At 44.4% G+C, this 4,445-nt stretch carries 2 protein-coding genes; both read left to right on the plus strand.

Annotation, left to right across the window (positions count from 1 at the left end; translation table 11 throughout):
• Nucleotides 1–484 precede the first annotated feature (484 nt).
• Nucleotides 485–886, plus strand: a complete 402-nt coding sequence (gene psb27 / locus O9290_RS17445; protein WP_043998990.1) for a photosystem II protein Psb27 — start codon at nucleotides 485–487, stop codon at nucleotides 884–886.
• A 168-nt stretch (nucleotides 887–1,054) separates the two neighbouring features.
• Nucleotides 1,055–3,424: an endonuclease MutS2 gene (locus O9290_RS17450; RefSeq protein ID WP_288054815.1), complete on the plus strand. Its 2,370-nt coding sequence runs from the start codon at nucleotides 1,055–1,057 to the stop codon at nucleotides 3,422–3,424.
• The last annotated feature ends 1,021 nt before the right edge of the window (nucleotides 3,425–4,445 follow it).

Genomic DNA, 4,445 nt, shown 5'->3' on the forward strand with positions numbered 1-4,445 from the left:
TTTTGTACCAAGCGATGTACTACAAGAAGGATAATGCAAGGTTTTTGAAAGTCCCAATCCTATTTTCTTGCACTAACATCGGACTTTAACAGGTCAAAAGCTTTATTTTAAAAGGGTTTTACCATTATTCAGCAAGCCCTAAAGATTACAAAATTTAACTTTCTTTCTTCCGAAATGGGACGAAAGCAACGGAGAATTTTTATCTTCTAGATTGATCGCTCGCAAAGTCCAATCTCGATCGATCCTGAAACCGCCACCAGTGCCTGATCGCGGCCCGAATTAGTCCAGAATCAACTCCCTCCGGGTTGATGGCATCGCAACTTTTAGGCAAAAATAGGGCTTTTACCGCCCAAAAAGCCTATATTTGGGCTATTTACCCGCCAGTTGACCCCTGATTTTTGCAGCCAGTTGACTCTCCTGGGGAACTGGTCACGGTTTCCTGATAGGATAAGGTGACTTGGGATTAACTTATGGTGTTGAAAATATGTCTCTAAAACCTTACATTTCTCGCTTATTAGCTTTGGTTCTCGTCCTGGTCATCGGATTGATGGGTTGTTCTAGTAGTTCGCGGTTAACCGGCAATTATGGACAGGATACCCTGACGGTGATTGAAACTTTAACCACAGCCCTTGATTTAGTCAAAGATGACCCGAATAAAGCGGCAGTTGAGTCGCAAGCAAAGGAACAAATCAACGATTACATCTCCCTCTACCGACGAGATAAAAAATCTGGGGGTTTGCGTTCTTTCACTACTATGCAAACAGCCTTAAACTCTCTAGCTGGTTATTATACCGCCTACGGTTCCCGTCCCATCCCCGACAAACTCAAACAACGTTTAAAACAAGAATTTAAACAGGTACAATTCTCTCTCCAGAAAGGAATTTAGATACAGATTAGGGGTTGGGTGTTAGGGTTTTGGGGAGTTGGGGTTTTGGGGTATTAGTTGAAATCCCTCCATCTCCCCACACCCCATACCCCACACCCCACTCCTGTAAAAATCAGACCAAATCCGGTTAGACTAGAAATACAAAGCGTATTATAAAAAACTACAAAATTGATTCAAGACGAAACCCTAGAATTATTGGAATGGCCGCGGCTATGTCAACACCTAGCTACTTTTGCAGCGACTAAACTCGGTGCGATCGCGATTCGTCAATTGCCCTTACCAGAAAGCAAAGAGGAAAGTTTAAACCTACTCTGCCAAACCAAAGAAGTTTATAGCTTAGAACAAAAATTAGATAGTCGTCTTTCCTTTGATGGGATTACCGACATCGGTGATGCCCTAGAAAGGGCGCATCTGGGGGGTTTATTATCGGGACAGGAACTTTTAAATATTGCCACGACTTTAGCGGGAGTGCGACGTTTACGGCGTTTAATTGACGAACAGGAAGATATACCAGTTTTAAAGGAGTTAGTAGCCGAAATTCGCACCTATCCAGAGATAGAACAGGAAATACACCGTTGTATCGATGAAGATGGCCGCATATCCGATCGCGCTAGTCCCCAATTACGCGAAATTCGGGGACAAATGAAGGTGATTAGAGAGCGAATTTACCGAAAATTGCAGGATATCATGCAAAAACAGGGCGGTGCTATCCAAGAAGCGGTGATTACCCAAAGAAGCGACCGCTGGGTGATTCCCGTCAAAGCAGCGCAAAAAGAGCAAATACCGGGGATAATTCACGATACTTCCAGCACAGGGGCGACTTTTTACATTGAACCTCACTCTATCGTTGACCAAGGCAATCAACTGCGGCAATATCGTCGTCAGGAACAAATCGAAGAAGAAAAAATCCTGCGGCAGTTAAGTAATCTGATCGCCGAAGCCTTTGAGGACTTAGAATATTTACTAGCGATCGCTACTAGGCTCGATCTGGCCACCGCTAGGGCCCGTTACAGTTTATGGTTAGAGGGTAATCCCCCCCACTTTATCGATGGTTCGGAAACGATTACTTTGCGGAATTTGCGTCATCCTTTGCTCTGGTGGCAAAAACACCACGAACAGGGGGGGGAGGTCGTACCAATAAATGTGCAGATTAGCCCAGAAATTCGCGTTGTTGCCATCACCGGACCAAATACCGGCGGAAAAACCGTTACTTTAAAAACCCTCGGATTAGCGGCTTTAATGGCGAAAGCGGGCCTGTTTATTCCAGCGCGGCAACCGGTAGAGATACCCTGGTTCGATCACGTTTTAGCCGATATCGGCGATGAACAGTCTTTGCAACAGAGTTTATCGACTTTTTCGGGTCACATTCGCCGGATTGTTCGCATTTTAGCGGCTTTAAATTCTCGTTCCTTGGTTTTACTCGATGAGGTGGGAGCAGGTACGGATCCGGCTGAGGGAAGTCCTTTAGCGATCGCTATTTTACAATACCTCGCCGATCATAGTTTACTGACAGTGGCTACCACTCACTACGGGGAATTAAAAGCGTTAAAGTATCGAGATTCTCGCTTTGAAAATGCCTCGGTAGAGTTTGATGATCGCACTCTTTCCCCCACTTATCGACTATTATGGGGCATTCCGGGGCGTTCTAATGCTTTAACTATTGCCCAGCGTTTGGGATTAAGTCCCGAAATTGTGGCCGAAGCGAGAAATCATCTGGGGGGGTTATCGGAGGAGATAAATCAAGTAATTGCTGGTTTGGAAGCGCAAAGACGAGAACAGGAGTCAAAAGCTAAGGAAGCTAGTCAATTACTCCAACAAACGGAGAAATTTTATACAGAAGTTTCCACGCGGGCCAATTCTCTACAGGAGAGAGAGCGAGAATTAAAGCGTTATCAGGAGCAGGAGATACAAAAGGCTTTACTATCGGCAAAAGCAGAGATTAATAACGTTATTCGCCAGTTGCAATCAGGAACAAAAACCGGTAGAGATGCCCAAAAAGCCACAGAGGAGTTAACTGCGATCGCAGAAAGGTTATTACCGAAAACGGAAAAAACTAAGGTTAATTATCGTCCGCAAGTGGGGGAAAGGGTGCGCTTGCCCAATTTGGGACAAACTGCCGAAGTTTTAGCAATTTCACCGGAATCAGAGGAGATTTCCCTGCGTTTCGGTATGATGAAGATGACCCTACCCTTAGATCAGATTGAGTCTTTGGATGGTCAAAAAGTGGAAACTGCGCCAAAACCTGCCAAAAATTTGCCACAAACTCCCACAAAACCCCAGGAGACTCCTTTAATTCGTACTGCTAATAATACTGTCGATATTCGCGGTTCCAGGGTGGCAGAGTCAGAAACGGATATCGAACAGGCGATCACCCGCGCCACCCCATCGGGCATATTATGGATTATTCACGGTAAAGGTACGGGGAAATTGCGTCAAGGTGTTCACGATTTTTTATCCCGTCATCCCCAGGTAAAACGCTTTCAATTAGCACCCCAAAATGAGGGCGGTTCGGGGGTAACTATCGCTTATTTAACTTAGGGTTTGCGGCAAAAAGTTTTTTGTCGGGTTAGGAGTCAGCCTTGAATCAGTTATCAGTTATCAGATGTGAGTTTTCAGTTCACTGTTCACTGTTTACTGATCACCGAAAATACTCCCCACTTCCCCACTTCCCCATTCCCCAGGGAGCATCTCATTTATACAAGTGAGTAATTATACTTGTCCCTCAAACTGGTTTCTAGTAAGGCTTTCAAAATAGTTTGACATAAAACCTGATTTAGGGGTTACAAAGGTGAGATGCTCCCCTTCCCCACTTCCCCACTTCTCCACTTCTCCACTTCCCACTCTGCAATAACTACTGGCAGCCAGAAATACATTGGTTTCCTATCATACTTTGTGCTTTTTGTCAAAAAAACTTTTTTTTTGCAATAAAACTACACAAAAAAAAGATCATCGTTATGGGTGAAATTGACTGATTTACCTGTTTTAATTAGGATCACCTTGTAGGTGTGGCAAGGGTTTGAGCCATTGCTGCCCAAAAAAGCACATAATAAACCACTATGAAATTCTATCAAATCGCTGTAACCATTGTAACATCGTTGTTAAATAAAAATATTTCTCAATTAATTCTTAAGAATTTATAAATATTGCGAAATGTTAATTTAAATATTCTCAAGTTTTTGGAGTCAATAAATAATTTTTGCTTATCTTTAGCCAACATTGGGTTAGGAGTCAGGAGTCAGGAGTCAGGAGTCAGGAGTCCGGAGATAGGAGTCCAGAGATAGGAGATAGGAGATAGGAGATAGGAGTCAGGAGACTTTTTTATTTATTCTCCCCACTTCCTCACTTCCCCACACCCTCTTTCAAGTCAGGAGTCGGGAGATTATTTTTATTTGTTCTCCCCACACCCTACACCCCACACCCTACACCCCACACCCCACACCCCACACCCCCCACCCCACACCCCACACCCCACACCCCACACCCCACACCCTACACCCCAATTCACTCCTCGGTGCGATAGCCAAATTCTGCTAAAAGTGAGCGAGATTGTCGCCATTTC

Origin of the sequence: Microcystis sp. LE19-41.2A (assembly GCF_027530405.1) — a bacterium.
In the GTDB taxonomy this organism is placed as follows: Bacteria; Cyanobacteriota; Cyanobacteriia; order Cyanobacteriales; family Microcystaceae; genus Microcystis; species Microcystis aeruginosa.

Excerpts from the sequence above, each read along its gene's own strand:
- psb27 (WP_043998990.1), top strand. The coding sequence starts at position 485 with ATGTCTCTAAAACCTTACATTTCTCGCTTATTAGCTTTGGTTCTCGTC.